At 62.7% G+C, this 25,734-nt stretch carries 24 protein-coding genes; 12 read left to right on the forward strand and 12 right to left on the reverse strand.

What is annotated here, in order from left to right:
- Positions 1 to 61: 61 nt before the first annotated feature.
- From CSQ92_RS17100 to CSQ92_RS17110, 3 genes are all read right to left on the reverse strand, one after another.
- On the reverse strand, positions 62 to 2,260 hold the full coding sequence (locus CSQ92_RS17100) for a TonB-dependent siderophore receptor (RefSeq protein WP_099394865.1): 2,199 nt from the start codon (positions 2,258 to 2,260) through the stop codon (positions 62 to 64).
- 112 nt (positions 2,261 to 2,372) lie between these two features.
- Positions 2,373 to 3,365, reverse strand: a complete 993-nt coding sequence (locus tag CSQ92_RS17105; RefSeq protein ID WP_180277044.1) for a FecR domain-containing protein — start codon at positions 3,363 to 3,365, stop codon at positions 2,373 to 2,375.
- Positions 3,362 to 3,871, reverse strand: coding sequence for a sigma-70 family RNA polymerase sigma factor (locus tag CSQ92_RS17110; RefSeq protein WP_099376517.1), 510 nt, complete (start codon positions 3,869 to 3,871; stop codon positions 3,362 to 3,364). Before CSQ92_RS17110 ends, CSQ92_RS17105 begins: the two co-directional genes overlap by 4 nt.
- Before the next feature lie 239 nt (positions 3,872 to 4,110).
- Between CSQ92_RS17110 and ffh the strand changes: the two genes are divergently transcribed.
- Entirely contained in the window at positions 4,111 to 5,478 is a 1,368-nt protein-coding gene (ffh, locus tag CSQ92_RS17115; RefSeq protein WP_034780269.1) for a signal recognition particle protein, read from the forward strand.
- Positions 5,479 to 5,639: 161 nt separating this feature from the next.
- Here the strand turns inward: ffh and CSQ92_RS28785 are convergent, their stop codons facing one another.
- Positions 5,640 to 5,837 (reverse strand): hypothetical protein, encoded by a 198-nt coding sequence (locus CSQ92_RS28785; protein WP_139144128.1) that lies wholly within the window; start codon positions 5,835 to 5,837, stop codon positions 5,640 to 5,642.
- A gap of 77 nt (positions 5,838 to 5,914) precedes the next feature.
- Here CSQ92_RS28785 and CSQ92_RS17120 point away from each other — a divergent pair, with 77 nt between their 5' ends.
- Positions 5,915 to 6,310, forward strand: a complete 396-nt coding sequence (locus CSQ92_RS17120) for an SWIB/MDM2 domain-containing protein (protein WP_071653383.1) — start codon at positions 5,915 to 5,917, stop codon at positions 6,308 to 6,310.
- A 186-nt stretch (positions 6,311 to 6,496) separates the two neighbouring features.
- Here the strand turns inward: CSQ92_RS17120 and CSQ92_RS17125 are convergent, their stop codons facing one another.
- Positions 6,497 to 7,123 carry a lytic transglycosylase domain-containing protein gene (locus CSQ92_RS17125; protein ID WP_099394866.1) on the reverse strand — a complete coding sequence of 209 codons (627 nt, stop codon included), beginning with the start codon at positions 7,121 to 7,123 and terminating at the stop codon, positions 6,497 to 6,499.
- On the reverse strand, positions 7,120 to 8,859 hold the full coding sequence (locus CSQ92_RS17130; protein ID WP_099394867.1) for a proline--tRNA ligase: 1,740 nt from the start codon (positions 8,857 to 8,859) through the stop codon (positions 7,120 to 7,122). The genes CSQ92_RS17125 and CSQ92_RS17130 overlap by 4 nt, the downstream gene beginning before the upstream one ends.
- 203 nt (positions 8,860 to 9,062) lie before the next feature.
- Here CSQ92_RS17130 and CSQ92_RS17135 point away from each other — a divergent pair, with 203 nt between their 5' ends.
- Positions 9,063 to 9,695, forward strand: coding sequence for an RNA pyrophosphohydrolase (locus CSQ92_RS17135; protein ID WP_034780273.1), 633 nt, complete (start codon positions 9,063 to 9,065; stop codon positions 9,693 to 9,695).
- Between the two features lie 102 nt (positions 9,696 to 9,797).
- On the opposite strand, the gene mqo is transcribed toward CSQ92_RS17135, so the two are convergent.
- Positions 9,798 to 11,396 carry a malate dehydrogenase (quinone) gene (mqo, locus tag CSQ92_RS17140; RefSeq protein WP_034780274.1) on the reverse strand — a complete coding sequence of 533 codons (1,599 nt, stop codon included), beginning with the start codon at positions 11,394 to 11,396 and terminating at the stop codon, positions 9,798 to 9,800.
- Between the two features lie 132 nt (positions 11,397 to 11,528).
- Between mqo and CSQ92_RS28790 the strand changes: the two genes are divergently transcribed.
- From CSQ92_RS28790 to CSQ92_RS17150, 3 genes are all read left to right on the forward strand, one after another.
- Positions 11,529 to 11,726: a hypothetical protein gene (locus tag CSQ92_RS28790; RefSeq protein WP_143450380.1), complete on the forward strand. Its 198-nt coding sequence runs from the start codon at positions 11,529 to 11,531 to the stop codon at positions 11,724 to 11,726.
- Between the two features lie 139 nt (positions 11,727 to 11,865).
- Positions 11,866 to 12,333, forward strand: a complete 468-nt coding sequence (locus tag CSQ92_RS17145; protein ID WP_099394868.1) for a DUF1203 domain-containing protein — start codon at positions 11,866 to 11,868, stop codon at positions 12,331 to 12,333.
- 59 nt (positions 12,334 to 12,392) lie between these two features.
- Positions 12,393 to 12,815: a DUF1841 family protein gene (locus CSQ92_RS17150; protein WP_070281576.1), complete on the forward strand. Its 423-nt coding sequence runs from the start codon at positions 12,393 to 12,395 to the stop codon at positions 12,813 to 12,815.
- Positions 12,816 to 12,950: 135 nt separating this feature from the next.
- On the opposite strand, the gene CSQ92_RS17155 is transcribed toward CSQ92_RS17150, so the two are convergent.
- From CSQ92_RS17155 to nirK, 3 genes are read right to left on the reverse strand one after another with little or no spacing between them, the layout of a single operon-like run.
- The gene (locus CSQ92_RS17155) at positions 12,951 to 15,236 is read right to left on the reverse strand and encodes a nitric-oxide reductase large subunit (RefSeq protein ID WP_099394869.1); all 2,286 of its coding nucleotides are present in this window, start codon (positions 15,234 to 15,236) and stop codon (positions 12,951 to 12,953) included.
- A gap of 14 nt (positions 15,237 to 15,250) precedes the next feature.
- Positions 15,251 to 15,928, reverse strand: coding sequence for an iron-sulfur cluster repair protein YtfE (gene ytfE / locus CSQ92_RS17160; protein ID WP_099394870.1), 678 nt, complete (start codon positions 15,926 to 15,928; stop codon positions 15,251 to 15,253).
- A gap of 26 nt (positions 15,929 to 15,954) precedes the next feature.
- A complete protein-coding gene (gene nirK / locus CSQ92_RS17165; protein WP_070281580.1) occupies positions 15,955 to 17,439 on the reverse strand; it encodes a copper-containing nitrite reductase in 1,485 nt (494 codons plus the stop codon).
- Positions 17,440 to 17,589: 150 nt separating this feature from the next.
- Here nirK and norR point away from each other — a divergent pair, with 150 nt between their 5' ends.
- The gene (gene norR / locus CSQ92_RS17170; protein WP_099394871.1) at positions 17,590 to 19,146 is read left to right on the forward strand and encodes a nitric oxide reductase transcriptional regulator NorR; all 1,557 of its coding nucleotides are present in this window, start codon (positions 17,590 to 17,592) and stop codon (positions 19,144 to 19,146) included.
- A 154-nt stretch (positions 19,147 to 19,300) separates the two neighbouring features.
- Here norR and CSQ92_RS17175 read toward each other — a convergent pair whose 3' ends face one another.
- Both CSQ92_RS17175 and CSQ92_RS17180 read right to left on the reverse strand, forming a co-directional pair.
- Complete coding sequence (locus CSQ92_RS17175) at positions 19,301 to 19,642, reverse strand: c-type cytochrome (RefSeq protein ID WP_034780283.1); 342 nt, start codon at positions 19,640 to 19,642, stop codon at positions 19,301 to 19,303.
- Positions 19,643 to 19,653: 11 nt separating this feature from the next.
- Positions 19,654 to 19,983, reverse strand: a complete 330-nt coding sequence (locus CSQ92_RS17180) for a c-type cytochrome (RefSeq protein ID WP_034746524.1) — start codon at positions 19,981 to 19,983, stop codon at positions 19,654 to 19,656.
- A 234-nt stretch (positions 19,984 to 20,217) separates the two neighbouring features.
- On the opposite strand from CSQ92_RS17180, the gene CSQ92_RS17185 reads away from it, so the two are divergent.
- The 5 genes from CSQ92_RS17185 to CSQ92_RS17205 all read left to right on the forward strand — a co-directional run bounded on the left by CSQ92_RS17185 (position 20,218) and on the right by CSQ92_RS17205 (position 25,540).
- On the forward strand, positions 20,218 to 21,087 hold the full coding sequence (locus CSQ92_RS17185; protein ID WP_099394872.1) for an AAA family ATPase: 870 nt from the start codon (positions 20,218 to 20,220) through the stop codon (positions 21,085 to 21,087).
- A gap of 9 nt (positions 21,088 to 21,096) precedes the next feature.
- On the forward strand, positions 21,097 to 21,747 hold the full coding sequence (locus tag CSQ92_RS17190) for a GNAT family N-acetyltransferase (RefSeq protein WP_099394873.1): 651 nt from the start codon (positions 21,097 to 21,099) through the stop codon (positions 21,745 to 21,747).
- Positions 21,741 to 22,910 (forward strand): vWA domain-containing protein, encoded by a 1,170-nt coding sequence (locus tag CSQ92_RS17195; RefSeq protein WP_070256030.1) that lies wholly within the window; start codon positions 21,741 to 21,743, stop codon positions 22,908 to 22,910. The genes CSQ92_RS17190 and CSQ92_RS17195 overlap by 7 nt, the downstream gene beginning before the upstream one ends.
- Positions 22,911 to 23,221: 311 nt before the next feature.
- Positions 23,222 to 24,409 carry a cation:proton antiporter gene (locus CSQ92_RS17200; protein ID WP_034780723.1) on the forward strand — a complete coding sequence of 396 codons (1,188 nt, stop codon included), beginning with the start codon at positions 23,222 to 23,224 and terminating at the stop codon, positions 24,407 to 24,409.
- Complete coding sequence (locus tag CSQ92_RS17205; RefSeq protein WP_034780287.1) at positions 24,410 to 25,540, forward strand: YbdK family carboxylate-amine ligase; 1,131 nt, start codon at positions 24,410 to 24,412, stop codon at positions 25,538 to 25,540. It abuts the gene before it with no gap.
- Positions 25,541 to 25,734: the final 194 nt, after the last annotated feature.

A 25,734-nucleotide genomic window follows, 5' to 3' on the forward strand; every position in this document is an offset into this window, starting at 1 on the left:
TCAACTGCACATTCATAAGCCATGCATCCTTCATCAAGATAGGTCATTCAAAAGTGATTATTTACAGTTTGTAGTTCAAGGTCAGCATCAGGTTGCGCGGCGTGCCCACCAGATTGCCGAAGACATCGGAATAGATGCTCTGGTAATAGTGCTTGTCGAGCGCATTGTTGACGTTCAGGCGCAGCTCGGCGCGGCTGTCGATCTGCCACGCCGCATTCAAGCCCAGGATCGCATAGCGGCCCTGGCGCAGATGGTAGCTGCCGTCCGTCGACTCGGTCGCGCCCTGCCCGTACAGCGAGGCACCGACGCGCCAGCCCTGCGCGGCGCCGGACAGGCGGTAGCTGGTGGCCAGCTTGAGCTGCTGGCGCGGATAGCGGCTGTTGAAATCCTTGCCGATATTGGCCGGATCGCTGTCGCGCGTAAATTGCGCCTTCACATACGTAAAACCGGCCGACAGCTGCCAGTCGGGCGTCAGCGCGCCCGCCACGTCCAGCTCCACGCCTTCGCTGCGCACTTCGCCCGACGCGCGCTGGCAATAGCCCCAGGTGCTGCCGGGGCAGGGATTGGGGCCAGCCAGGTCGTCCACGCCCCGGTTTTGCTGGCGGATCTGGAACACGGCCGCGCTGGCATTGAGGGCACCGCCAAAGTATTCGCCTTTCACGCCCGCTTCATAGTTGGTGCCGCTGATCGGCTTCAAGGGCTGCCCATTGGCGTCGGTGGAAGCCTGCGGCTGGAAGATTTCAGTCCAGCTGGCGTACACGGAATGCTGCTTGTCGAGGTCATACACGACACCGGCGTACGGCGTGAATTCGCGCGCCACCGAGTAGCCGGCATCGTCCTTGTACCAGCTTACGCGCCCGCCCAGCACCAGCGACAGCGGCTCGGCCAGGCGCATGCGCGTGCCCGCATACACGCCGCTTTGCTCGGTGATGCTGGCCGTGCGCCACTGCGCGTAATTGATGACGGGACGCGCCACACTGCCCGTATCCCAGTTGAACGGGTCAAGCACCGGCGCCGCCGCGCCCCAGCTGTACGGCGCCCAGCCGCCATAGCTGTTTTTCGACGAACGGCGGTGGCTGGCGCCAACCGTCAGCTCGTGCTCGCGGCCGAACAGGCTGTAGCTGCCAGTGGCATACGCGTCATAGCTGGTGTTGGCCAGTTCGGCGCGGTAGCTTTGCGAATTGAAGCGCAGGGTGTCGCCGCGGCGGCTGATGCCGGAAAACGTCGTGTCGATCTCGGGCGTCTTGCGCGTGGCCGCCAGCTTGGCCTTCCAGCCGTTGGCGAAGCGATGTTCCAGTTCCGCGAAGATGGTCTTGTCCGTCTGGCGCCAGCCATCGAAGTCGGTGCCCAGATAAGTCGAGCGGGGCAAGTTCAAAAAAGTGCCGTCGGCGGCCGTTACCACGCCCGTGGTGACGCCGTCGTTATCCGTCTTGCGGTAGTGGGCGCCCAGGGTCAACGTGGTATCGGGGCGCAGGTCGGCCTCGATGATGCCGTACAGCTGGTGATTGCGGCCATGCAGCACGTCGACAAAATCCTTCTTGTCCTGCACCGTCGCGACGATGCGCCCGCGCAGGGTCTTCGCTTCGTTGAGCGCGTTGGCCGCATCGGCTTCCAGGCGGTAGTTGCTCCAGCTGCCGATGCTGGCCGAGAACGACGCTTGCGGCGTGGCCGTCGGGCGCTTGCGCACCAGGTTGATGGCGGCGCTGGGCGTGCCGCTGCCCGTCATCAAGCCCGTGGCGCCGCGCACCACTTCGATGCGGTCATAGATGGCCAGGTCGTCATTGTCTCCATTGAAGGTGCCGTTCGCGCCCAGGCTGGTGGGCAAGCCGTCGAACAGGATGTTGTCGACTGGAAAGCCGCGTGCGCTGAAACTGCCGGAATCGCCCGTAAAGTTGCCCTTTTGCATGACCAGGCCCGTGATCGACTGCACGGCGTCATCCAGGGTGGTGATGCCCAGGTCGTCGATCTGCTGGCGCGTCAGCACGCTGACGGACTGCGGCGTCTCGCGCAGCGACAGGTTCAGCTTGGTTGCCGTATTGCTCATGCCCGTCGTATACGATCCGCTGCCTTCCGTCGTCGCCTCGCGACCTGCCGTGACGGACACGCCAAGCATGGTTTGCTCGGTGGCGGGCGTGGCTGGCACCTGCTGCGCCAACGCGGAGGTACCGGCGGCCAGGCACAAGGCCGTCACGGCCAGCCCCAGCGGATGCCGCTGAGGACGATGCGATACGAAATTGACAAGATGCGAAACCTGTTGCATGAAAAATCCTGAAAAGTGGCGTCATGAGACGGTAAAAAACAGCCGCCCTACCCTGTAGGTGCCGCGAAAACGAAAAACGGGCAGTCCGGCTGCAAATATTTTTTGTAGGGTGCTACGGCGCCGGTTCGACCGTCACCCAATACCGCGTGCGGCTGCGCACCTGCACCGGCAGCGAGTTGGGCAGCATGTTCAAAATGCGCTGGGTGTCGGCCAGCGGGAACACGCCCGACAGGCGCAGCTGGGCCACTTGCGGCGCGCAGTCGATCACGCCGGGGCGGTAACGGGCCAGGTCGGCCAGGAAATCGCCCAGGGTCACGTCGTCGACGATCAGCTGGCCACGCGACCAGGCGTGCGCATACGCATCGATGGCGTGCGGCGCGTCTGGCGCCTGACGGGAAAACGCCACTCCGTGGCCGGCCGCCAGCAGCAAGGGCGCGCCGCTGCCGTCGCGGGGCAGGATTTCAACGGCACTTTCCAACACGTCCACGGTGCTGTAGCCATCCTGCTGGCGCACGGCAAAGCGCGTGCCCAGTGCACGCACACGGCCTTCGCGCGTGGCCACCACCAAAGGCGCGTCGCTGCCGGCGCCGTGGCCGCTGGTGACGAGGATTTCGCCGGCCAGCAGCTCGATCAGGCGCCGGCTGGCGTCGAAACGCACGTTCACGGCCGAAGCCGTATTCAGGCTGAGCACGCTGCCATCGTCCAGCACTATCTCGCGCCTGTCGCCCGTGGCCGTGCGGTAGTCGGCACGCAGGACGCGCACGCCATCCCAGGCATCCGTCTGCGCGGCCAGCATGCCGCCGCCGGCCGCCACGCCCAGCCACGCCAGCAACTGGCGCCGCTTGCCGTTGACGGCTTTCTGCTGCGTGCCGGCCAGCGCCTGCGCGGCCGCACCGCGGTGCAAGCCGTTGATCCGTTGCGTGACAGCGTCGATATGCTGCCAGGCCCGTTCGTGTTCCGGGTCGGCCTCGCGCCAGCGCTGCCAGGCGGCGTGTTCCGCTTTGCTGGCCTCGTCCGACATCAGCACGGTCAGCCACTCGGCCGCCTGCTGCTGCACGTCCTCGCGGATGGCTGCCGGGGCTGCGGGTTCTGCCACCGTGCTCATGCCGGCAGGGAGAAAAACACCTGGCGGTTGGCACGCGTCAGGTATTGCTTGACCGAGCTGGCCGACACGTTCAGGCGCGCGGCGATCTCGGCATAGCTGAGGCCCTCCAGTTGCGCCAGCAGGAACGCCGTGCGCACGGGCGCCGGCAAGCCGTCGAGGGCCTGGTCGATTTCCTGCAAGGCTTCCAGCGCCAACAGCCGTTCTTCGGGCGCGGGCGCCACCTCGGGCGGCAGGCAGGCCAGCGCCTCCAGATACGCGTCTTCCAGCACTTGCCGGCGGTAGCGGTGCGCCACCAGGCGGCGCGCGATGGTAGCGAGAAACGGCCGCGCTTCGCGGATCTGCGGCGCGGAATCGGCCGTCAGCACGCTGATGAAGGTGTCTTGCGCCAGGTCCGCCGCGTCGCCCGCATTGCCCAGCTTATGCCGCAGCCAGCCCTGCAGCCAGCCATGATGGCTGCTGTAGAGCGCGTGCAGGTCTTGTTGCTGTGCAAAATCGGCGGCCGACATGGCATCCCTTTCCGCTCAGGCGTGCGGCACCCGAGAATGTAAATAAGAATTATTCTCATTTTAACCGTGTTTTTGACTTTCATGCAATCGCGGCATTGCCAGAAATACCAACTAATTCAAAAGCAGGCCAACCGTCAGGCGATGCAGCGCAGGACCGCCAGCCAACCGCGATAAGGTAAAATGACGGCCATCGTCCGGCTTTCGCCGCCCACTCCCAAGCTTTTCATTGCAGGTTCATCATGCTAGATAATCTCACCCAACGGCTTGCCAAAGTCGTCAAGACCATGCGCGGCGAGGCGCGCCTGACCGAGGCGAACACCGCCGACATGCTGCGCGAAGTGCGCCTGGCGCTGCTCGAAGCCGACGTCGCCCTGCCCGCCGTGCGCGAATTCATCGCCAAAGTCAAAGAAAAAGCCATGGGCGAGGATGTCATTTCCTCGCTCACGCCAGGCCAGGCCCTGGTTGGCGTGGTGCAGCGCGAGCTGGCCGCCCTGATGGGCGCAGACCTGGGACCGGAAGCGTCGCAGATCAGCTTTGCGCAGCAGCCGCCCGCCATCATCCTGATGGCCGGTTTGCAGGGTGTGGGTAAAACCACCACCGTCGGCAAGCTGGCGAAATACCTGAAGGAAGAAAAGAAGAAGAAAGTGCTGACCGTCTCGGCCGACGTGTACCGTCCCGCCGCGATCGCCCAGCTGCAATCGGTCACCGCCCAGGTAGGCGCCGACTTCTTCCCGTCTTCCAGCACGGACAAGCCGGTCGATATCGCCCTGGCCGCGCTGGACTGGGCGAAAAAGCACTACCACGACGTGCTGATCATCGATACGGCGGGCCGCCTCGGTATCGACGAAGAGATGATGCGCGAAATCGCCGCCGTCCACGGCGCCGTGAAACCGATCGAAACCCTGTTCGTCGTCGACGCCATGCTGGGCCAGGACGCCATCAACACGGCGAAAGCGTTTAACGATGCGCTGCCGCTGACCGGTATCGTGCTGACCAAGCTCGATGGCGATGCGCGCGGCGGTGCGGCCCTGTCGGTGCGCCACATCACGGGCAAACCGATCAAGTTTGCCGGCGTCTCGGAAAAACTCGACGGCCTGGAAGCGTTCGACCCGACCCGCATGGCCAACCGCATCCTGGGCATGGGCGACATCCTCGCCCTGGTGGAAGAGGCGCGCAAGGGCGTCGACAGCAAGGCGGCGGCCGACCTGGCGCAAAAGATCAAGGTCGGCGGCAAGTTCGACATGAACGATTTCAAGGCGCAACTGGGCCAGATGAAGAAAATGGGCGGCATGGCCAACCTGATGGACAAGCTGCCAGCCCAGTTCCAGCAGGCGGCAGGCGGCAAGAACATGGACCAGGCCGACAAGCAGGTACGCCGCATGTGCGGCATCATCGACTCGATGACGCCGCAGGAACGCGCCAAGCCTGAACTGATCAAGGCCACGCGCAAACGCCGCATCGCCGCCGGCGCCGGCGTGCAAGTGCAGGAAGTGAACCGCATGCTGACGCAATTCGAGCAAATGCAGACGATGATGAAGAAATTGTCGGGCGGCGGCATGATGAAGATGATGCGCTCCATGAAGGGCATGATGCCCGGCATGAGGTAGTGGAAGGCTTCAAAATCCGCTGCGCGGGGCGCTTTGCGGCCGGCGATGCTCAGCGCACTAGAGTGCGCTTGCGCTTCTCGACCACAAATCATCCCCGCTCGCTGCGATTTTGAAGGCCTTTTTTACGCCGCGTGAGATGTAGTTCAAGTCAAGAAACACCGTTATAAAATCATGCCGGATTGCATTTTCATGGCGTCCGGCATCATTTCCTCCCTCCCCGCAGTACCCCTCCCCGCATAGCCAGCAACCATGCCATTTACGGGCAAAAACGCCGTTCTGCGCCCCCAAGCGGTGCGCCCGGGCGACAGCATGGTCATTTCCCTGCTTTTTCCTCGTGAAAACGTGAAAAACACTTGCATACAAGGTAAATCCACACCAATATTAGCCGTGCGATTAATTGCGCAATTTCCCATGTGTTTGTTAAGGAGGCTCGAAGATGGCAACAGCCAAAAAAACCCCAGTAGCAGCGCCAGCCAAAGCAGCAGCAGCCAAGCCTGCAGCCGCCAAGAAAGCAGCACCCGCAGCCAAAGCAGCAGCTAAACCAGCAGCGGCGAAGAAAGCGGCAGCACCGGCAACACCACGCAAGCCAAACGCAGCATTCATGAAAGCAATGACGCCATCGAAAGAGCTGGCCGCCGTTGTTGGCGCAGCACCACTGCCGCGCACGGAAGTGACCAAAAAGGTATGGGATTACATCAAAAAACTCGATCTGCAAGATCCGGCCAACCGCCGCATGATCAATGCGGACGACAAGCTGAAAGCAGTTTTCGGCGGCAAAGCCCAAGTCTCCATGTTTGAAATGACGAAACTGATCTCCGATCATTTGAAATAATCAGATACGCACAGGGCGTTCCGCGCCGTGTGAGTGCCCCGCCGCATCACTGCGAGCGGGGCATTTTTTTGGGGTCAGACCCTGTCGGGTCTGACCCCGGCCGTTGCGGTGGGTTTAAAAACGCATAAAACCCGGCACATACCGAGATCAGACGAGGACGGTCCCACAAGGTCAGACCTCAAACCATCACCCTGCCGGCTTGAACTCCCACTGCCGCCACGCCGCCCGCACGGCATTCGGATACTCGGGCCTTCCCCGGCTGCCGTTATACCGCCCCAGCGCCAGGTACAAGTCGCCCTTTTCCATGTCCAGGTACATGCGCAAGATGGCGCAGCCGTAGCGCAGATTCGTCTGCATGTGGAACAGCTTGCTGCGGTCGCTGTCGCCGATGACGCCCGTCCAGAACGGCATCACCTGCATGTAGCCGCGCGCGCCGGCCAGCGAGACGGCATATTTGCGGTAAGCCGACTCGACCTGGATCAGGCCCAGCACCAGGGCCGGTTCCAGGCCCGCGCGGCGCGCTTCATACCAGACGGTTTCCAGGAATTCCGTGCGCAGCTGCGCATCCGGCAGCTTGCGCTGCAGACGTTGCGACATCTGCGCCAGCCATTGCTGGTAGCGCTGCAAGTCGGCGGGAGTGGCAAATTTGGGTTGCGGCGGGCGCTCGTCGCGGATCGCGTGCGACAGGGCCAGGCGGACGGAGTCGGCCAGCGCCTCCTCCTTCTGGTTGCCGGCCTGCGCAAAGGGAGCGCAGGCCAGGCCAGCGGCCAGCGCGAGCGCGCCAGCCGTTTTGCTTGGCGATAAGCGCTTCACTGCGCCATTTTGCCCTGGATGAAGGCGACGATCTCTTCCGGCGCCACGCCGGTGGCTTCCGCATCGCGGCGGCCCTGGTATTCCAGCTTGCCTTCTTTCAGGCCCCGTTCGCCGATAACGATGCGGTGCGGCACGCCAATCAGCTCCCAGTCAGCAAACATGGCGCCAGGGCGCAAGCCGCGGTCGTCGACGATGACGTCCACGCCGGCGCCTTGCAGGGCCGCGTACAGCTTCTCCGTCTCTTCCTTGACCAGTTCGCTGCGGTCCATGCCCATCGGGCACAGCACGACTTCAAACGGTGCGATCGACGCTGGCCAGATAATGCCCTTGTCGTCGAAGTTCTGTTCGATGGCGGCGCCCAGGATGCGCGTCACGCCGATGCCGTAGCAACCCATCTGCAGCGGCGCAGGCTTGCCGTTTTCGTCGAGGAAGGTGGCTTTCATGCTTTCCGAGTACGCCGTGCCCAGCTGGAACACGTGACCCACTTCGATGCCGCGCTCGATGGCGAGTGCGCCCTGGCCGTCCGGCGACGCGTCGCCGGCGACGACATTGCGCAAATCGGCCACGATGGCTGGCTCGGCCACGTCACGGCCCCAGTTGGCGCCCGTGTAGTGGAAACCGGCGTCATTCGCGCCGCAGACGAAGTCGCTCATGTGGGCAACCGTGCGGTCCACCACGACGGTGACGGGGGCGCGGGTGGCAATCGGGCCCAGGTAGCCGGGAATGGTGCCGTAGACTTCCAGGATTTCCGCTTCCGTCGAGAAACGGTGGCCGGCCAGGCCGGCAACCTTGCCGACCTTGATCTCGTTCAATTCATGGTCGCCGCGCAGCAGCAGCATGAAATGCTGTTTCGTGACTTTTTCATCCTTGCCAACGGTTTCCACCGTCAGGGCGATGGTTTTCACGGTCTGCGCCAGCTCGATACCGAGCAGGGCCGCCACGGTTTCGCACTTGACGGTGTCCGGCGTGGCCGTTTTCGTCAGCGCCTGGGCAGCGGCTGGGCGCTCGCCCGCTGGCGGCAGCGCTTCGGCCGCTTCCATGTTGGCGGCGTAGTCGGACGTCGGGCAGTACACGAGCGCGTCTTCACCCGTGTGGGCGATGACGTGGAATTCATGCGAACCGGAACCGCCGATGGCGCCGTTGTCGGCGGCCACGGCGCGGAATTGCAGGCCGAAACGCGTGAAGATGCGCGTGTAGGCGTCAAACATGACCTTGTACGACGCCTGCATGCCAGCCAGGTCGCGGTCGAACGAGTACGCGTCCTTCATGGTGAATTCACGGCCGCGCATCAGGCCGAAACGTGGGCGGCGCTCGTCGCGGAACTTGGTCTGGATGTGATAAAAGTTCAACGGCAACTGGCGGTAGGACTTGATTTCTGTGCGCACGACGTCGGTGATGACTTCTTCCGATGTCGGCTGGATCGCGTATTCGCGGCCGTGGCGGTCTTTCACGCGCATCAGTTCGTCGCCCATCTTGGTCCAGCGGCCCGTCTCTTGCCACAGTTCGGCTGGCTGCACGAGCGGCATCAGCAGTTCGATGCCGGCGGCTTTGTTCATCTCGTCACGGATGATGGCTTCCACCTTGCGGATCACGCGCAAGCCCATCGGCATGTAGGTATAGATGCCGGAACCGAGGCGTTTGATCATGCCTGCACGCATCATCAACTGGTGGCTGACGATTTCCGCGTCAGAAGGTGCATCTTTAAGTGTGGAAATAAAAAAACGGGAGGCGCGCATAACGGTGAATTCTTTTTAAAAAGAGAGGGTTATAATCAACCTAATTTTAAAGGATTAGCTGGCTGATGCGTCCATACTTTACACAAATGCGCTCAATTGGTGCGATTCCGGCGCTTTTCGCACCCCGAAAAGGTCACCGGCTTGCGAAGTTGTGGGTAATTATGTAAAAAAGACGCACTGTCGCAGAAAGTTTGAGGTGCATTATGCTCGACCGTGAAGGGTTTCGGCCCAACGTCGGCATCATCCTGCTAAACGCCCAGAACGAGGTGTGGTGGGGCAAGCGGGTGCGCGAGCACTCATGGCAGTTTCCGCAAGGCGGTATCAAATATGGCGAAACACCGGAACAAGCCATGTTTCGCGAACTTGAAGAGGAAATCGGACTCAGACAGGAACACGTCAAAATTGTCGGCCGCACCCGCGACTGGCTGCGCTATGAGGTGCCAGACCACTTCATCAAGCGCGAGATTCGTGGCCATTACCGTGGCCAGAAGCAGATTTGGTTTCTGCTGAGAATGTGCGCGCGCGATAACGACGTCAATCTGCGCCTGACCGACCATCCCGAGTTCGACGCCTGGCGCTGGCATGAATACTGGGTCCCGCTCGATGTCGTCATTGAATTTAAACGCGATGTCTACCAGCGTGCCTTGCAGGAGCTGTCCCGCTTCCTGACCTGGCCCGTGCATGGCAACGCACAGCAAGCGCACCGCCACACGTCGCGCTACCTGCGCCAGCCCCATGCGCCACGGGCACAGGATGGTACGGCACTGGCCAAGCCTTGCGACGGCATTGCCGCCGAAGGGTGTACGCCGGAGCTGATTTTGCCAGGCAAGGAGTAGTCCGCCGCACCATGAACGCACTCTCCCACGCAAAAGGGGCAGCCTGAACAGGCTGCCCCTTTTTTCATGCCGGCAGGAAACTCCCCTGCCGGTCAGGCCGACTTAGTTTGCTGCCGGCGCTGGCGCAGCGGCGGGAACGTCCAGGGTAATCGCTTTGAGACCCAGGATATTGCTGCTGTAGTGGCGGATCTTGTTGGCCAGAGCCGGATCATTGTTCAGCTTTTGACCGTACGACGGCACCATTTCCACCATCTTCGCTTGCCATTCCGGCGTAGCCAGGCGGCTCTTGAATGCCGTTTGCAGCACCTTGATCATGATCGGCGGCGCGGTCGAGGCGCCTGGCGATGCACCCAGCAGGGCAACGATGCTGCCATCGGCGGCGCCGACGACTTCCGTACCAAACTGCAGCAAGCCGCCTTTGACAGGATCATCCTTGACGATCTGCACGCGCTGGCCCGCGTTTTGCAGGGTCCAGTCTTCCATCTTGGCGTTCGGCAAGTATTCGCGCAGGGTTTTCAAACGGTCTTCCGGCGTGTTCATGACCTGTTCGACCAGGTATTTCGTCAGCGGAATATTGTCATAGCCGGCTTGCAGCATGGGTTTCACATTGCCCGTGCCGATCGAGGCAGGCAAATCGATCCACGAACCGTTTTTCAGGAACTTGGTCGAGAAGGTGGCAAACGGGCCAAACAGCAGGGCTTTCTTGCCATCGATGATGCGCGTATCGAGATGCGGCACGGACATCGGCGGCGAACCGACGGATGCCTTGCCGTAGACCTTGGCCGCATGCGCCGCCACCAGTTCCGGATTGGTCGTCACGAGCCACTGGCCGCCGACCGGCACGCCGCCGTAGCCCTTGGCTTCAGGAATACCCGATTTTTCCAGCAAAGGCAGCGAACCGCCACCGGCGCCGATGAAGACGAACTTGGCGCGCATGGTCTTTTCCTTGCCGGCGTTCAAGTCTTTCACCGTCACGTTCCATACGCCATCGGCGCCGCGCTGGATGTCTTCCACCTGGTGGCGCAGGTGCAGGACCATGCCATGGCTGTCCGTCAGGTATTTCACGAGGCCGCGCGTGAGATTGCCGAAATTGACGTCGGTACCGATTTCCATGCGTGTCGCGGCCACTTTCTGGCCCTTGTCCCGCCCTTGCATGACCAGCGGTGCCCACTGTTCGATCTGCGCCTGGTCTTCCGAGAACAGCATGCCCTTGAACAGGTTTTCCTTTTGCAGCGCGGCATAGCGCTTCTTCAAGAAAGCAATATTGTCGTCGCCCCAGACAAAGGCCATGTGCGGCACGTTGTTGATGAAGGTTTGCGGCGCGCCCAGGTGCTTGTTGGCTACCTGATAAGCCCAGAATTGCTTGGAAATTTCGAATTGCTCGTTGATGGCAACGGCTTTCTTGGTCTCGATGCTGCCATCGGCCGCTTCCGGCGTGTAGTTCAGTTCAGCAAATGCCGAGTGGCCCGTGCCCGCGTTGTTCATCGCATCCGAGCTTTCGGCGGCCACGGAATCGAGGCGCTCGACCATTTCCATCGTCAGCGACGGATCGAGTTCCTTGAGCATGCTGCCCAGGGTGGCGCTCATGGTGCCGGCGCCGATCAGCAGCACGTCGACCGGTTTTTCGGACGAGGCCGGAGGGGTCTTGTCACATGCCGCGAGGATCAGGCACGACATCAAAAGTAATAGCGATTTACGCATGGGTAACTCCGTTATGAATACTGAGGGTTGGTTCTTCCAGGCCACCCGGGCGGCAAGCGCAAGATCATCGGAAAATGGCTATCCCTCCAGCGCAAGAACGGCCGGATCAAGGGGCAACGATGGTGATGACGCATGCATGCCGCCGCCGCGCCGCAGCTTGCGGCAGCGATGGAGTGGCGATGGTGCGGACAAGGAAAACACGGCGCCGCTGCTGTTTTTGCCCTCGCGCGGGGCCAAACTCACAACACGGCGATTGTCTATAGCAAATATCAAGAACAGCGATTTTATCACCGTTATTTGCCCTTGCCGGGCCGCCAGGATCGTGGATAACACTTACTGTGGAGTATTAATTTGGCAGTAACCAGGCGTCAAAAAGCCAGTTGGTGCAGGAATGCACGGAGCAAGAAACGGATGGCGAGCCCCCATCCATCATGGTCTGATAACGCTTTGACCACACCGGAGCCTGACCATGTCTTTTCGTATCCGCGGCCTGTCGCCCGCCCCTTTCCTGGCCTGTTTCGGCCTGCCCGACGCCGAACTGGCCGCGCTGGGCATTATCCGCCATGTGGTCGACAGCCAGCCCGGTTACCCGGACCGCATCGAACTGCGCGACGCGGCGATCGGCGACACGGTGCTGCTGCTGAACCATGTCTGCCAGGATGCGGACACGCCCTACCGCGCCTCGCACGCCATCTTTATCCGCGAGGGCGCCACGCAAGCCTATGACGCCGTCGACCAGGTGCCGGAATCGATGCGCATCCGGCTGCTGTCGCTGCGCGGCTATACGGAAGGTGGGATGATGGTCGATGCCGATGTGGTGGAAGGCACGGCCATTGAAACCGTGATCGCGCGGCTGTTTGAGAACCCGGCTGTCAGCTATATCCACGTGCACAATGCCAAACGTGGTTGTTATGCGGGCAGGATCGACCGGGCCTGAGAACTTATTACGGCTACGCGGTACAATGCCGGCTGCCCTTTAGCCATAGTCCTTCAGCCATGTTCAACCCTTCTTCCGACGATGTGCGCCGTTTCTTTTGTGAAACATTACGCAAGCATCGCGCCCATGAAATCCTCACGCCGATGGAAGCCATCGCGCTCGACTGGATCCTGGAACACCCCGAGTATGAGAACGAGCTCTCCGACGTTGAAGCGGCGCTGGCGCGCGATTACTCCGTCGAAGGCGGCCAAGCCAATCCTTTCCTGCACCTGTCCATGCATCTGTCGATCACGGAGCAGGTGCAGGTGGACCAGCCGCGCGGCATCCGCCCGGCCGTCCAGCAGCTCACCCAGCGCCTCGATTCGGCCCATGCCGCCCAGCACGAAGTGATGGAATGCCTGGGCCAGATGATCTGGGCTTCGCAACGTTCGGGCTTGCCGCCCGATACTGAAGCCTATATCGACTGCGTGCGCCGCCGGTAGGAACACCTGTCAAAACCTGCTGCGCGTCGCGCTTTGCGGCCTGCGATGCTCACCGTACTAGAGTACGGTTGCGCTTCTTAGCCACAAATCGCTGCCGCTCGCTACGGTTTTCCCAGGTGTTGTGCCAGTACTACCTCACATCGGTTTTGCCGCCTGCTTCATGCGCTGAGGCAATGCCTGTGCAGGCCCTCTTCCCAGCAATCCCAGCACCACCTGCAGCGCCATGGCGATGGCGCCGACGATGAATACCACGTCGCCGAAGGTGCGTATCCAGCGCAGGTTCTGCAACAGCGGCTGCTGCATGAATGCCTCGCTGCGCGCATACCACAGGCCCTCCGTCACGCTGGCGTGGAACTGGATGATGCCAATCGGCAGCAGGCTGGTAAAGATCATCAGCACCAGGCCCGCGTTCAATCCCCAGAACGCCGTCTTCATCAACGCAGGGCTGAAACGGTAGTCGGGCCGCAAATAGCGCAGCACCAGCAAGGTAAAGCCCAGCGCCAGGAAGCCATACACGCCGAACAGCGCCGCATGCGCATGCACGGGAGTCGTGTTCAGGCCCTGGATGTAGTACAAGGCCACGGGCGGATTGATCATGAAGCCCAGCACGCCCGCGCCCAGCATGTTCCAGAAGGCGACGGCGACAAAGCACATCATGGGCCAGCGCAGGTTTTCCATCCATGGCGCGCGCTCCTTCAGGCGCCAGTTTTCCCACGCTTCGTGACCCAGCACGATCAGCGGCACCACTTCCAGCGCGCTGAAGCTTGCGCCGATGGCCATCACGGGCGTGGTGGTGCCGGCAAAGTACAGGTGGTGGAAGGTGCCGGGTATCCCGCCCAGCATGAACAGCGAGGCCGACGCCAGGCTGGCCGTCGTGGCCATGCGCACCGACACCAGGCCCAGGGTCGAGAAGATGAAGGCCAGCGCCGTCGTGGCGAACACTTCGAAGAAGCCTTCCACCCACAGGTGCACCACCCACCAGCGCCAGTATTCCATCACCGACAGATGCGTGCGTTCGCCGTAGAACAGGCCGGCGCCATAGAACAGGCCGATGGCGCCGACGGACGCGGTCAGGAGCGCCAGCAGATTCTTGTCGCCGCCCGGCTTGCGCAGGGCCGGCACCACGCCGCGCAGCATCAACACCAGCCACAGCAGGATGCCGATATATTTGCCGATTTGCCACAAACGTCCCAGGTCCACATATTCATAACCTTGATGGCCGAGCCAGAAATTCCACTCGGGCGGCATCACTTGCGCAATGGCCAGGTAGTTGCCGATGAAGGAGCCGACCACCACGGCGACGAGGGCCCAGAACAGCACATCGACGCCCAGACGCTGCCACTTGGGATCCTTGCCGCCATTGATCAGGGGCGCGAGGAACAGGCCGGCAGCCAGGAAGCCCGTGGCGATCCAGAACAGCGCGGCCTGGATATGCCAGGTGCGCGTGAGCGCATACGGGAACCAGCGCGACACGTCGATGCCGTAGAACTGCTGCCCTTCCACCGTGTAGTGCGCCGTAAAGCCGCCGATGAAGACCTGGAAGGTGAACAGCGCCACCACCAGGAACAGATATTTTCCCAGTCCCCGCTGCGAAGGCGTCAGGGCGAACGTGGTGAGCGGATCGCGCGGACCGGCGGCCGGCAGCGCTTCGTCGTGGTCGCGCAAGAAGGCCCAGCCCCAGACGAGGAAGCCCACGCCGGCCAGCAGCACCACCACGCTGGCGACCGACCAGACGAGGTTTTCGCCGCTGGGCTGGTTGCCGATCAGCGGTTCATGCGGCCAGTTGTTCGTATAGGTCACTTTCTGGCCAGGACGTTCGGTGGCGGCGGCCCACGCCGTCCAGAAGAAGAACTGCGTCATCTGCGCGCGCCGCTCGGCACTGGGCAGGGTGTTTTCCTTCATGGCGAAATGCTCGCGGCTTTTTTGCAGCGCCGGCGCGTCGGAGAACAGCTGATCGTAATAGTGCGCCGTGTTGGCGATGGCTTGCACGCGGCGCGGCGACAGGCGCAGCACTTGCGCATCATCGGTACGGTTGCCGCGGTATTCGATCTTGAGCGCTTCGCGCAGCGCCGCCTGCGCGGGACCGTCAAGCGCCGCGTACGCCTTGCCATGCAGCTCTTGCGCGGCCAGTTCCAGCCAGGCCGTCAGTTCGCGGTGCAGCCAGTCGGCCGTCCAGTCGGGCGCCTGGTAGGCGCCGTGGCCCCAGATGGAGCCCAGCTGCATGCCGCCGACGGATTGCCAGGCCGTCTGGCCGTCGAGGATGCCCTCGCGGTCGAACAGTTGCCGGCCATCCTGCGCCAGCACTTGCGCGGGGATCGGCGGCGCCTGCCGGTAGACTTCCGTGCCGTAGTAGCCGAGCAGCGAAAACGTCACGATCAGCACACCGATCAGGGTGAACCAGAGTTTTTTGTAGGGACCCATGGGTCTTTCCTTTGTCAGTGCACCACGGCCGGCGCAAAGCGCTCGAACAGGATATTGTTTTCAGTGTGGATGTGCGTCATCAGGTCGGCACGGAAGGTGCGCAAGCCCGTGTACAGCGCGCGCCAGGTGGTGCAGGCGCCGGCCGGCGCGGTGATATCGTTCGTCATCGCCTCCATGGCGCGCAAGGCCACGCCATGATCGTCGTGCTCCATGCGCATCACGTTGATGGGCGCGCCGGCCCGGGGCCCCTGGCCGCGCACGATCATAGGGAACAGCACGTCTTCTTCCTTGCGCATATGGCTTTCCAGCTCCTGCGCCATGGCCGACAGGTGTTCCGCCAGCCCGTGCGGACAGTCGGCGCGCTCGCCATGCACCTGCTCGACCTTGCGTGCCAGGCGTATCAGCTCGGGCAGCTGCTCGCGGTGCACGGCGTGGTAGCGCGCCAGGATGTGTTCCACCAGCTCGGTGGCCGAGGCTTCCTGCCAGTCACGCTCGCCGCTGGTATCTGCGCGCCCTGCCAGCAGCCGCAGTTCCTCGACGATGGGCGCCGTGTCCACGCCGGCCGCTTCGGCCGCTGCGCGCAGGGTCTTGTTGCCGCCGCAGCAGAAATCCAGGCGGTGCGCATCGAACAGGCGCGTGGCGCCAGGGATGCGGCGAGCCAGTTGGCCCAGTGATTGGTCGATCATTTCCATAACAGTTCCTTGATGATGAATAGGGTTTATTGGCGGGCGCCCGCGTGGTAGACGCCGGGCACGGGTTCGCCAGTCACTTCCAGCACGCCCACGGCGCCCTTGCCGGCGCGCGACAAGGCATGGTCGACCAGCAGATAGCTGCCCGGATGCTGTACCTTGAGTTCGACGATGGTCGCGCCGCCCGGTGCCACCAGGGTGGTTTGCACGTCGTGTTTCGGGCTGCTGATCGAGCCTTCGCTGTACACCTTGTCGAATATCTCGCCGATGATGTGGAACGATGAAATCTTGTTCGGGCCGCCGACGCCGAAATAGATGCGCACCGTCTCGCCGACTTTCGCCTGCAATTTGTGCGTCTTGCTCAAGGCGCCCACTTCGCCGTTGAAGACGTAGTAGTCGGGCAGTTCATTGGCCATTTTTTCCAGGTTCGGTTCCTGGTGCACGGGCGCGCCGTGCGGACGGCCCGTGTACATCTCGCCCTGCATCACGTAATACTCGCGGTCGACTTTTGACAGGCCGCCTTCCGGTTCGACCAGGATCATGCCGTACATGCCGGCCGCGATATGCTGCGGCACCAGGGGCGTGGCGCAGTGATACACGTACAGGCCCGGATTGAGCGCCTTGAAGGTGACTGTTTTTTCCTGCCCCGGCGCCACCTGCGTGTGCTGTCCGCCGCCATGGCCGCCCGTCACGGCGTGCAGGTCGATCGAGTGGATCATCTTGCTGTCCTTGGCATTGAACAGGGTCAGTTCCACCGTGTCGCCCACCTTCGCGCGCAGCATCGGGCCGGGCACTTGCCGGTTGAAGGTCCAGTACGTAAAACTGGTGCCGTCATCGAGCTTGCCCGGCAGTTCCACCGTCTCCATGCGGTATTTCAGGGTTTGCGGCGCGCGCGCGCCGATGGCGGCCGGCACGGAGGCCGGATTGGCTGCAACGCTGACGGCCGATGGATCAGGACCGCGCATCGGCGACGGTGCGGGCGTGTACAGGGCCAGCGCGGCGGCCTGGCTCGATTCGCTGGCAGCGCTGCCGGCGCCAGCAGCCTTCGGTGCCCCGGCTTCAGCCAGCGAGGTGCCGCTCACTTCCAGCTTGCCTTCCATGCCGATCTGGCGGTGGCCGGGAATCGAGCAGTAATAGGTGAACGTGCCGGCGCGCGTGACCTTGAAGCGCACGGTGGTGCTGCCGCTATTGGCGCTGAACTTGGCCGAGGCCACATTGAGCTCCGGGATCAGCAGGTCGTGCTCGGCGCCTTCGCCGCTTTTCAGCACGAGTTCGACCGTGTCGCCCACCTTGGCCGCCAGCACGGGATTGACCTGGCCCTTGGCATCGATGAACACCATCTTGCCGTCGACGATATTGGTTTGCAGTTCATAGCGCTTGAGCGTGGCGGCGGCGGGTTTGGCCGCAGTGGCGGCAGCGCTGGCCGGCAGGCTCGCCTGGGCTTGCACGGACAGGGGCATGGCCAGTACGCAGACGGCGGCGGCAATGGCGCGGAGAGAGGGAGTCGTTTTCATCAAGCTTTCCTTGGTCTTGTATGCCGGTTCGGCCCCCTTACCTAGGCAAACGACGTGCCAGGAAAAACTTGTTTTAAATCAACGATTTGAAAATTGCAGGGTCGGTATGACCCTTTTAAAGCATGGTCCGTTGTACCCTGCATGGTACTTATGACCACCACTGCCATCCACCTGCTGCTGCTCACCGACCTGGTCGCCGACCTGCCCGTGGCCGTGCGCCTGCAGCGCCTGGTCGGCAGCCTGCGCGCCCACTTCGGCTGCGAGGCCGTGGCCTTGCTCAAGCTCGATGGCGAGCACTTGCGCCCCGTGGCGATGGCCGGCCTGGCCAGCGACGCGCTGGGACGCCGCTTCGCCGTCGCCGACCATCCGCGCCTGGCCGCCATCCTGCAGCGGCGCGGCGTGCTGTGCTTCCATCACGACAGTTCCTTGCCCGATCCCTACGATGGCCTGATCGCCGAGCGGGCCGGCGAGCCGCTGCCCGTGCACGACTGCATGGGCATGGCGCTGGATCTGGAGGGCGAACGCTGGGGCGTGATCACGCTCGACGCGCTGCAGGTAGGCACTTTCGATACGCAGGCGCAGCGCGACCTGGGCGAGCTGGCCTGCGCCATCGAGGCGGCCGTACGCGTCACGCGCCTGGAGGCGGAAATCCGCGCCCTGCGCCTGTCGGGCGGCGCCATGCTGGCCGATGCGCAAGCGCCGCGCGAGGAACACGATTTCGTCGGCCAGAGCAGCGCCATCACGCACTTGCTGCACGAATTGCAGGTGGTCGCCGATTCCGAACTGCCCGTGCTGCTGCTGGGGGAAACGGGCGTCGGCAAGGAACTGTGCGCGCACCGCCTGCACCGCCTGTCGCGCCGCGCCGGCAAGCCCCTGATCCATGTCAATTGCGCGGCCTTGCCCGAGTCCCTGGCCGAGAGCGAATTGTTCGGCCATGTACGCGGTGCGTTTTCCGGCGCCGTCAGCGACCGGCCCGGGCGTTTCGAGGCGGCCGAAGGGGGTACCCTGTTTCTCGATGAAGTGGGGGAGTTGCCGCTGTCGATACAGGCCAAGCTGCTGCGCACCTTGCAAAATGGCGAAATCCAGCGCCTGGGTGCGGACCGGCCGCGCAGGGTCAACGTGCGCGTGATTGCCGCCACCAACCGCAGCCTGCGCGAGCATGTGCGCGACGGTTCGTTCCGCGCCGACCTGTACCACCGTTTATCCGTGTATCCCGTGCCGATTCCGCCGCTGCGCGAGCGGGGTAATGACGTGCTGCTGCTGGCCGGTGGTTTCCTGGAACTGAACCGCGCGCGCCTGGGCTTGCGCAGCCTGCGCCTGTCCGCCGCGGCGGAAAACGCCTTGTGCCATTACCGCTGGCCGGGCAACGTGCGCGAACTGGAACATGTGATCAGCCGGGCCGCGCTGAAAGCCGTGATCCGCGGCGCGGACCGCAAGGACATCGTGACCCTGGAAACGGATATGCTCGACCTCGATGCGCTGGAAGCGCCGGCCGGTGCGGACGCGCCGCAAGTGGCGCCAGCCGCGTGCGGCACGCCAGCGGCGCCGCTACTGTCCATGCATCAGATCGTGGAAGCGAGCCAGCGCCAGGCCATCCGGCAAGCGCTGGTCCTGCATCAGGATAACTGGGCCGCTGCCGCGCGCCAGCTGGGGCTGGACGCCAGCAATTTACATAAGCTGGCGCGCCGGGTGGGCTTGAAAGCCTGACCAAACCTACTGCGCGTCGTGATTTGCGGCCTCCGATGCTCACTGCCTCGGCGGCCCCGTGCATTCGCACAGCTCCGCGTCTCGGCCACAACTCATCGCCGCTCGCTACGGTTTTGTCAGGTATCAGAACAACTAGTAGACCCTGCGATACCGCTCAGCGGTGAGTGACCAGGGTGCTCGGCAGGCTGTGGAAGTAGGCGGCCAGGTCCTTGATGTCCTGGTTGCTCAGCGGTTTTACCTGGCCCGTCATGATGGCGTTGTTGCGGCCATTGGGCTTGTCGCCCCGTTTATACGCCGTCAGAGCGTGTTCCAGGTAGTCCTTGTGCTGGCCCGCCAGTTTCGGATAGGACGGATCGATGGGCGAACCGTAATCCTTGCCGTGGCAGGTGGCGCAGCTGTATTTTTCGGCCAGGGCCTTGCCCGTGTTGATATTGCCGGCGGCGCTGGCGCCGAACGAGACGGTGGCGCAAACGAGGGCGGCGAGTAGTTTTTTCATCTGGCTGGTCCTCAGTTCGTCTTGGCTTGTTGCGCATAATACGCGGCGACATCAGCGATATCCTGGTCCGACAGGCTGCTGGCGATGCCCTTCATGCTGGGGTGCTTGCGGTCGCCCTTCTTGTAGGCTTGCAGCGCATTCTCGATATATTTTGCCGGCTGGCCGCCGATCATCGGCACCTGAAATACTTCAGGGAAGGTTGCCTTGTAACCGGGAATGCCGTGGCAGCCGATACACATTTCCACCTTGGCAGGGGCTGCCTTGGCGTTTCCTACAATGTCAGCCGCTGTGACGGCATTTGCTATGCCGGCAAGCACGAGAAGTGCAAATATTTTTTTCATAGTGGCAATGTGAACAAAGGTAATCGGAGAAACGCCAGAGCTGGTTTTTTATTGATTTTATGTATTGACAATTAAGGTTGACAATTAATCTGCTGCTTGCCGATTCTAGCCAAGATATTCTTGCAAGTCCACCTATAAAACCCGCATTGTAGGCAGGCAGGCACAGGCCGTCCGCGTGGCAGTGCGCCACAGTTCTGTTTATACTCACCATTTCCCTACTTTGGCAGACCGCTCATGCAAGCACAGCACACCCAGCAAGGCCAACGCTTCGAAGGTTCCGACAGCTATGTCGCCACCGCCGACCTGAAACTGGCCGTGAATGCGGCGCTGACCCTGCAACGCCCGCTGCTGATCAAGGGCGAACCGGGCACGGGCAAGACCATGCTGGCCGAGGAAGTGGCCGCCGCGCTGAACATGCCGCTGATGCAATGGCATATCAAATCGACCACCAAGGCGCAGCAGGGCCTGTACGAATACGACGCCGTCTCGCGCCTGCGCGATTCGCAGCTGGGCGACGAGCGCGTGCGCGACATCCAGAACTACATCGTCAAGGGCGTGTTGTGGCAGGCGTTCACGGCGCCCGAGCCGGTGGTGCTGCTGATCGACGAGATCGACAAGGCCGACATCGAATTCCCGAACGACCTGCTGCGCGAACTGGACCGCATGGAATTCTATGTGTATGAGACGCGCGAAATGGTCACGGCGCGCCACCGTCCGCTCGTCATCATCACCTCGAACAACGAGAAGGAATTGCCGGACGCCTTCCTGCGCCGCTGCTTCTTCCATTACATCAAATTCCCGGACAAGGACACGATGGAGCAGATCGTCTCCGTCCACTACCCGCACCTGAAACAGGAATTGCTGGCGCAGGCGCTGCAAACCTTCTATGAAGTGCGCGACGTGCCGGGCCTGAAGAAAAAACCGTCGACATCGGAATTCCTCGACTGGCTCAAGCTCCTGCTGGCCGAAGACATCCCCTTTGACGCGCTGCGCAGCAAGGACAACAAGGCAGTCGTGCCGCCGCTGCACGGCGCGCTGCTGAAAAACGAGCAGGACGTGCACCTGTTCGAGCGCCTGATGTTCATGTCGCGCACCAACCGCTAAGGAGCGCCGGTGAACGACATCAGCCCGGACAAGGTCTTCGTCCCCCTGGAACTGCACGGCATCCGCCTCGAAGCGCTGGCGCCGCACCACGCGCCCGGCTTGCGCGCGGCGGCCACGGACGGCGAGCTGTGGAATCTGCGCGTCACCTCCGTGCCCGAGCCGGACCAGGTGGACCAGTACATTTTCAAGGGCATCGAGATGCGCCCTTCGCGCTTCGCCTTTGCCGTCATCGACGTGGCCAGCGGCGAGGTGCTCGGCACCACCAGCTACCACGACGTGGTGCCAGCCATCGGGCGCCTGGAAATCGGCTACACCTGGTATGCCAAGCGCTGCCAGCGCAGCCACGTCAACACCACCTGCAAATTGCTGCTGCTGGCGCACGCCTTCGACACGCTCGGCTGCGCGCTGGTGGGCCTGCGCACCGATAATTTCAACCATGCCTCGCAGGCGGCCATCGAGCGCCTGGGCGCGAAAAAGGACGGCGTGCTGCGCCACCATGCGCTGCGCCGCGACGGCACCGTGCGCGACACCGTCATGTACAGCATCACGCGCGGCGAGTGGCCGGAAATTGCAGCCCATTTGCGCTACAAGCTGGCGCAGCGCCCCATCGCCGCGCTGCCCCGCGCGGGAGACGCGGGGCCAGAGGAAGCGCCATGCTGATCGATTTCTTCTTCACGCTCAAGGATGCCAAGATTCCCGTCTCGATCAAGGAATTCTTGACCCTGCTCGAAGCGCTGCAAAAGAACGTCATCGACGCTTCGATGGACGATTTTTACTATCTGGCGCGCCTGACCCTGGTCAAGGATGAAGCCCATTTCGACAAGTTCGACCGCGCATTTGCCCAGTACTTCAAGGGCGTCAACGCGGCCTTCGACACGAACGCGGCGATTCCCCTCGACTGGCTGCTCAAACGCATGCAGCGCGAGCTGTCCGAGGAGCAGAAGGCGCAGCTGGAGAAATTCGGCTACGACAAGCTGATGGACCGCCTGAACGAGCTGCTGAAGGAACAGAAGGAGCGCCACGAGGGAGGCAGCAAATGGATCGGCACGGGCGGCACGTCGCCGTTCGGCAATGGCGGCACGAACCCGGAAGGCATCCGCATCGGCGGCAAGGGCGGCAACCGCACGGCCGTGAAAGTGTGGGAAGCGCGCAGCTACAAGGATTACGACGGCGAGCGCGAACTGGGCACGCGCAACATCAAGGTGGCCCTGCGCCGCCTGCGCAAATTCGCGCGCGAAGGCGCGGAAGATGAACTGGCGCTGGACGCCACCATCGCCGCCACGGCCAATAACGCGGGCTATCTCGACATCAGGATGCGGCCCGAACGCAAGAACCGCATCAAGGTGCTGATGCTGCTCGATGTTGGCGGCAGCATGGACGACCATATCGAGCGCACCGAGGAACTGTTTTCGGCGGCGAAGACGGAATTCAAGAACATGGAATTCTTTTACTTCCATAACTGCGTCTACGACTACCTGTGGAAGAACAACCGGCGCCGCAACGCCGAGCGTTTTCCCACCTGGGACGTGCTGCGCAAATATCCGCCCGACACCAAGCTGATTTTCGTCGGCGACGCCACCATGAGCCCCTATGAAATCCTGCAACCGGGCGGCAGCGTCGAATACAACAACGAGGAAGCGGGATCGACGTGGCTGGCCCGCTTTACCCAGGCGTTCCCGAAATTCATCTGGCTCAATCCTGAATCGGAGGGATTATGGCAGTACCGCCAGTCGATCGGCGTGATGCGGCAACTGATGAACAACCGCATGTTCCCCCTGTCGATCGACGGGCTGGAACGGGGCATGCGTCTGCTCAGTAAATAAAGGCACGCAACAAAAAGTCCATGGCGGCAGGGGGCCGCCATGCCGTACACTGCGACACGGCACTACCGTGCGGAGCATCTCCGCTGCGGGCGGGTACCATACGCTGATACCAGCCCTGCCCAACCTGCTGCATCCTGTGCGCGGCCGCCATGGCCGCGACACTGTTCGATTGCGCACATCGTGCGCGCCTTCTGCTCCGGTAGAATCGGCGCATCGCTCTGCGCAAACAATGCACCATCGCTGCACCACGACATTGCCGCGCCAGCCCCGTGCTGCCGGCCGGTGCCAGCGCCATTTTCAAAGGAATGAGCATGCAAAGTCTGATCTCGATCGCCGCCGACCTGTCCTGGCCGTTCGCCATTACCCTGGCCTGGGTGGTGGGCGAATTCGGCCACCGCTGGACTGGCCTGCCGCGCATCAGTTTTTACGGCGTGATCGGTTTCGTCCTCGCGCAGACGCAGGTGGGCATCCTGCCGCAGACGGACGCCGGCCCCATGCTGGTGCTGGCCGACGTGGCCTTCGGCCTGATCCTGTTCGAGGTGGGCTACCGCATCAACCTGCGCTGGCTGAAGAACAATCCCTGGATCGCCGTCACGGGCCTGGTGGAATCCCTGCTGACCTTTGCCGTCGTCTACTTCATCGGCATCGAATTCGGCAGCACTTCGATGACGGCGCTTCTGCTGGCGTCCCTGGCCATGTCCACGTCGCCGGCCACCATCATGCGCGTCATCAACGAGGAACGCAGCTCGGGCCAGGTCACGGAACGCATCGTCCACCTCACCGCCCTCAATTGCGTGCTGGCCGTCTTCACGTTCAATATCATCGTCGGCTTCTGGATGTTCCAGAGTTCCACTGACCTGATCGAGGCGAGCAGCAGCAGCGCCGCCGTGCTGGCCGCCTCCGTGGCCGCCGGCACCGTCTTCGGCATCGTCGTGCCGGCCATGCTGCGCCGCCTGGGCAATATGGCGCAGGATGCCACCGTGGCGTTCGCGCTGTCGGTGATGCTGCTCGTCGCCCTCACCTACACCACCAGCCTGTCGCCGCTCTTGGCCACCCTCACCTTCGGCCTGGTGGCGCGCCACCGACGCGTCGCCTTCAGCCAGGCGCAGCGCAATTTCGGCGCGCTGGGCGAGCTGCTGACGGTGCTGCTGTTCGTGTATGCCGCCTCGACCCTGGAATGGGCCAGCGTGGCAGCCGGCGCGGGCCTGGCGCTGGCCGTCGTCGGCGGACGCCTGCTGACGAAGGTCGTCGGCGTGGCCGCGTTTTCGCATGTGAGCGGCATTTCCTGGCGCAAGGGCGTGCTGACGGGCGTGGCGCTGACGCCCGTCTCCGTCTTCATCATCCTGCTGCTGGAACACGCGCGCCAGCATGGCGTGAACTTCGGCGACGAATTGAACGCCCTGGCCGCCATCACCCTGGGCCTGGAACTGGTCGGCCCCGTGCTGGTGCAGCGCGTGCTGATGCTGGCCAAAGAAACCCACGAAATCAAGGAGCGCTAAATGCCGCTGGAACCCTTTGGCCAATCGGCCGCGCTGACCTTCGGCGTCGAACTCGAACTGCAACTGGTAAACCTGTCGGACTATGACTTGACGGCCGCCAGCCCCGACCTGCTGCATCTGCTGAATAAAAAACCGTTCCCCGGCAACGTCACGCCGGAAATCACCGAGAGCATGATCGAGATCAACTCGAGCGTGCACACGCATCACGGTCCCCTGCTGGAGCAGTTGCAGGAAATCCGCGACACCTTGATCACGGCCGGCGACAAGCTCAATATCGGCATCGCGGGCGGCGGCACGCACCCGTTCCAGCAATGGTCGTCGCAAAAGATCTTTTCCAAGCCCCGTTTCCAGGAAATCTCGGAACTGTACGGCTACCTGGCCAAGCAGTTCACCATCTTCGGCCAGCACGTGCACATCGGCTGCGCCTCGGGCGACGACGCCATGTTCCTGCTGCATTCGCTGAACCGCTACATCCCCCACTTCATCGCCCTGTCGGCTTCCTCGCCCTACGTGCAGGGACGCGACACCCTGTTCGATTCGGCCCGCCTGAACTCCGTGTTCGCGTTTCCCATGAGCGGGCGCGCGCCGTTCACCCTCAGCTGGGACCAGTTCTCCAACGAGTATTTCGCCAAGATGGAGAACACGGGCATCATCAAGAGCATGAAGGATTTTTACTGGGATATCCGTCCCAAGCCGGAATTCGGCACCATCGAACTGCGCGTGTGCGACACGCCGCTGACGGTGGAGCGGGCCGCCGCGCTGGCTGCCTACCTGCAGGCCCTGTGCCGCTACCTGCTCGAACGCCGCGAAACGCCGCCGGTGGAAGACGACTACCTCGTGTATAACTACAACCGCTTCCAGGCTTGCCGCTTCGGCCTCGATGGCGCCATCACTCACCCGAAAACCTACGAAACGATGTCGCTGCGCGAAGACATCATGACCACCCTGCGCAAGATGGAACCGCACGCCGAGGCGCTGGGCAGCACGCCAGCCCTGAAACACCTGTCGGACGTGGCCAAGCAGTGGAGCGACGCACAATACCTGCGCAAGCAGCACAGCCTGCAGGGTAGCGCCGAGGGCATGGTCGATTCGGCGATCCGCTGCTTCAGGGGCGAACCCATGAATTATTGAGGGCTGGCCCGTTCACCCCAACCCCGGATCTTGCTTTTGGGGTGCAATCAGAAGCGTAGGTCGGATTAGCCCATAGGGCGTAATCCGACAATATTGTTAGCGCCAGTGCTGGCGTCGGATTACGCGCTTGCGCGCTAATCCGGCCTGCAGTCTTCTTGGCCGCCTCTCCCTTCCGCTCGCGACGGTTTTGCCGG

The sequence above is a fragment of the Janthinobacterium sp. BJB446 genome (assembly GCF_002735655.1).
GTDB classification, from domain to species: Bacteria; Pseudomonadota; Gammaproteobacteria; order Burkholderiales; family Burkholderiaceae_D; genus Janthinobacterium; species Janthinobacterium lividum.

Coding starts and splice junctions, on each gene's coding strand:
- CSQ92_RS17100 (WP_099394865.1), bottom strand. CDS start 2,260: ATGCAACAGGTTTCGCATCTTGTCAATTTCGTATCGCATCGTCCTCAG.
- CSQ92_RS17105 (WP_180277044.1), bottom strand. CDS start 3,365: ATGAGCACGGTGGCAGAACCCGCAGCCCCGGCAGCCATCCGCGAGGAC.
- CSQ92_RS17110 (WP_099376517.1), bottom strand. CDS start 3,871: ATGTCGGCCGCCGATTTTGCACAGCAACAAGACCTGCACGCGCTCTAC.
- ffh (WP_034780269.1), top strand. CDS start 4,111: ATGCTAGATAATCTCACCCAACGGCTTGCCAAAGTCGTCAAGACCATG.
- CSQ92_RS28785 (WP_139144128.1), bottom strand. CDS start 5,837: ATGCAAGTGTTTTTCACGTTTTCACGAGGAAAAAGCAGGGAAATGACC.
- CSQ92_RS17120 (WP_071653383.1), top strand. CDS start 5,915: ATGGCAACAGCCAAAAAAACCCCAGTAGCAGCGCCAGCCAAAGCAGCA.
- CSQ92_RS17130 (WP_099394867.1), bottom strand. CDS start 8,859: ATGCGCGCCTCCCGTTTTTTTATTTCCACACTTAAAGATGCACCTTCT.
- CSQ92_RS17135 (WP_034780273.1), top strand. CDS start 9,063: ATGCTCGACCGTGAAGGGTTTCGGCCCAACGTCGGCATCATCCTGCTA.
- mqo (WP_034780274.1), bottom strand. CDS start 11,396: ATGCGTAAATCGCTATTACTTTTGATGTCGTGCCTGATCCTCGCGGCA.
- CSQ92_RS28790 (WP_143450380.1), top strand. CDS start 11,529: ATGCATGCCGCCGCCGCGCCGCAGCTTGCGGCAGCGATGGAGTGGCGA.
- CSQ92_RS17145 (WP_099394868.1), top strand. CDS start 11,866: ATGTCTTTTCGTATCCGCGGCCTGTCGCCCGCCCCTTTCCTGGCCTGT.
- CSQ92_RS17150 (WP_070281576.1), top strand. CDS start 12,393: ATGTTCAACCCTTCTTCCGACGATGTGCGCCGTTTCTTTTGTGAAACA.
- CSQ92_RS17155 (WP_099394869.1), bottom strand. CDS start 15,236: ATGGGTCCCTACAAAAAACTCTGGTTCACCCTGATCGGTGTGCTGATC.
- ytfE (WP_099394870.1), bottom strand. CDS start 15,928: ATGGAAATGATCGACCAATCACTGGGCCAACTGGCTCGCCGCATCCCT.
- nirK (WP_070281580.1), bottom strand. CDS start 17,439: ATGAAAACGACTCCCTCTCTCCGCGCCATTGCCGCCGCCGTCTGCGTA.
- norR (WP_099394871.1), top strand. CDS start 17,590: ATGACCACCACTGCCATCCACCTGCTGCTGCTCACCGACCTGGTCGCC.
- CSQ92_RS17175 (WP_034780283.1), bottom strand. CDS start 19,642: ATGAAAAAACTACTCGCCGCCCTCGTTTGCGCCACCGTCTCGTTCGGC.
- CSQ92_RS17180 (WP_034746524.1), bottom strand. CDS start 19,983: ATGAAAAAAATATTTGCACTTCTCGTGCTTGCCGGCATAGCAAATGCC.
- CSQ92_RS17185 (WP_099394872.1), top strand. CDS start 20,218: ATGCAAGCACAGCACACCCAGCAAGGCCAACGCTTCGAAGGTTCCGAC.
- CSQ92_RS17195 (WP_070256030.1), top strand. CDS start 21,741: ATGCTGATCGATTTCTTCTTCACGCTCAAGGATGCCAAGATTCCCGTC.
- CSQ92_RS17200 (WP_034780723.1), top strand. CDS start 23,222: ATGCAAAGTCTGATCTCGATCGCCGCCGACCTGTCCTGGCCGTTCGCC.
- CSQ92_RS17205 (WP_034780287.1), top strand. CDS start 24,410: ATGCCGCTGGAACCCTTTGGCCAATCGGCCGCGCTGACCTTCGGCGTC.